Source organism: Flaviramulus multivorans (assembly GCF_021728415.1).
GTDB lineage: Bacteria > Bacteroidota > Bacteroidia > Flavobacteriales > Flavobacteriaceae > Sabulilitoribacter > Sabulilitoribacter multivorans.
Genome location: NZ_JAKKDV010000011.1, coordinates 1 through 2691, shown reverse-complemented (window position 1 = coordinate 2691; position 2691 = coordinate 1). Strand labels below are relative to the sequence as shown.

General features: G+C 36.6%; 2 protein-coding genes. Both read right to left on the bottom strand.

The window, feature by feature from the left end; genetic code table 11:
• On the bottom strand, positions 1-629 hold a 629-nt coding region (gene fsa, locus L3X39_RS14710; protein ID WP_237232619.1), incomplete at its 3' end, for a fructose-6-phosphate aldolase.
• A 10-nt stretch (positions 630-639) separates the two neighbouring features.
• Positions 640-2691: transketolase family protein (locus L3X39_RS14705; RefSeq protein ID WP_439649562.1), on the bottom strand; the 2052-nt coding region annotated here is incomplete at its 5' end.

Here is a 2691-nt window from a genome sequence, read left to right as displayed (position 1 = left end):
AAAAATTTAGCCAAACCAATATCTGTTAATGGGTGTTTTAATAACCCTTTTATTGCTGAAAGTGGTCCTGTCATAACATCACTACCTAATTTAGCACAATCTATAATGTGCATTGTATGACGTACTGAAGCTGCTAAAATTTGTGTTTCAAAACCGTAATTATCATAAATCTGTCTTATTTCTGAAATCAGGTTTAAACCATCTGTAGAAATATCATCTAACCTTCCTATAAATGGTGATACATATGTGGCTCCTGCCTTGGCTGCTAATAATGCTTGACCAGCAGAAAAAACTAAGGTTACGTTAGTTCTTATCCCTTTATCTGAAAAGTATTTACAAGCTTTAATACCGTCAGCTATTAATGGTAATTTAACCACAATTTGTGGATGTAATGAAGCAAGCATTTCGCCTTCTTTTACCATACCGTCAAAGTCTGTTGATATAACTTCTGCACTTACGTCACCTTCTACTATATCGCATATTTTCTTGTAATGCGCCAATATATTATCGTAACCTGTTATACCTTCTTTTGCCATTAATGATGGGTTTGTTGTAACACCATCTAAAACCCCTAAAGCTTCTGCTTCGGCAATATCATCAAGGTTTGCTGTATCTATAAAAAATTTCATGATTTCGTTTTTAATTTGTTAAAACTGATTCGTTTAAATACGCTAATACTTCCTTACTCACTTTCACACCTGTAAATCCAAATTTATCATCTAATACACCAGCTGGAGCAGAGTAACCGAAGTGGTCAAGACCAAACACTTTTCCACCTTCTCCAACTAAACCTTCTAAATTTATTGGTAAGCCAGCTGTTAATCCAAACAAAGGCTTGTCTTTAGGAATGATACTATTTTGATAGTCTTTTGATTGCAGTCTAAATACACCTTCAGAAATTATAGAGGCTATATTTACTTTTAGTCCATTTTGGGCTTCTAAAATTTCTGCTGCAGCTACTAATGTCGAAACCTCCGATCCGTTGGCAATTAATACCACATCTGGGTTTTCTACTTCTTTGACTAAGTACCCTCCTTTTTCAGCCCCTAAAGCATCTTTATATCTTGAGTTGATTTTTGCAGGAACATCCTTTATACCTTGCCTTGAAAGAATTAATCCAGTAGGCGTATTTTGGTTTTCTAAAGCCATTTTCCAAGCTACTGCGGTTTCAGCAGAGTCTGCTGGACGTAATGCCATAAAGCTTGGTTTCCCACTATGATTTTTTAGCTTTTCTAGTAATCGAATTTGTGCTTCTTGTTCTACAGGTTGATGCGTTGGACCATCTTCACCTACTCTAAAGGCATCATGTGTCCAAACATATTTTACCGGTAATTCTTGAATACCACTTAAACGAATGGCTGGTTTCATATAATCTGAAAACACAAAAAATGTTGCCACCACAGGTATTACACCTCCATGTAAAGCGATACCATTGGCAATGCAAGCCATGGTTAATTCTGCTACGCCTGCTTGTAAAAACCCACCGCTAAAATCACCTTTTTTAAGTGCTGATGACTTTTTTAAGAAGCCGTCCGTCTTATCACTGTTAGATAAATCTGCCGACGACACAATCATATTTTCTACGTGGTCTGCTAAATACCCAAGTACATTAGAAGACGCAACTCTGGTTGCTAAACCTGCTTTATGTTCAACAGTTGAAAAATCTAATACTGGTAATTTTCCTGATAGGAAGAAATCCAACTTATCTGATAATGCTTTATTACTCGTTCTCCAAGTATTAATTTTGGCTTTTTTATTAGCAGCTTGTTTCGTTTTTTCTGCAATTAAGTTCTTATAAAAGTCATTAACCTCATCAAAAATGTCAAATGGGTTTTCAAGGTTAGCTCCTAAATTCAGCATCGTTTTTTCGTAATCAGCACCTGTATGTCCAATAGGCTGACCATGCAATTCACAATACCCTTCGTATGGACTTCCATCAGCCGCAACAGCGCCTTTACCCATAATGGTTTTACCAATAATAAGGGTAGGTTTTTCGGTTTCGCTATTGGCATCCTTTAACGCTTTTCTAATTTCATCATGGTTATGTCCGTCAATAGTAACTACTTTCCATCCCCAAGCTTCATACTTCATGGCTGTATCTTCGGTAGTTACTTCATCAGTAGAGGTGGATAATTGAATATCATTTGAATCGAAAAACATAATAAAATTGTTCAACCCTAAATGACCCGCAATTCTTCCTGCCCCTTGCGACACTTCCTCTTGAATACCTCCATCAGAAATAAAACCATATATTTTATGATTCATCCAATCTCCAAATCTGGCTTGTAAAAATTTAGCAGCAATAGCAGCACCAACACCCATAGTATGTCCTTGACCTAATGGTCCTGACGTGTTTTCTATCCCTCTTTTTACATCCACTTCTGGGTGACCCGGAGTTATTGAACCCCATTGTCTAAAATTCGCTACATCGTCTTTTTCATAATTACCTAACAAATAATATTGTGCATACATTAAGGTAGATAAATGACCTGCATCCATAAAAAATCGATCTCTAAAAGGCCATGTCATGTCGGTTGGATCAAAATTGAAAAATTCAGAATATAAGATGTGCATAAAATCTGCACCTCCCATGGGACCACCCGGGTGTCCTGAATTTGCCTTTTCTACCATAGCAACAGCCAATGCTCTAATATTATCTGCCGATTGTTGATCAATTTTTTTGTTCATTTT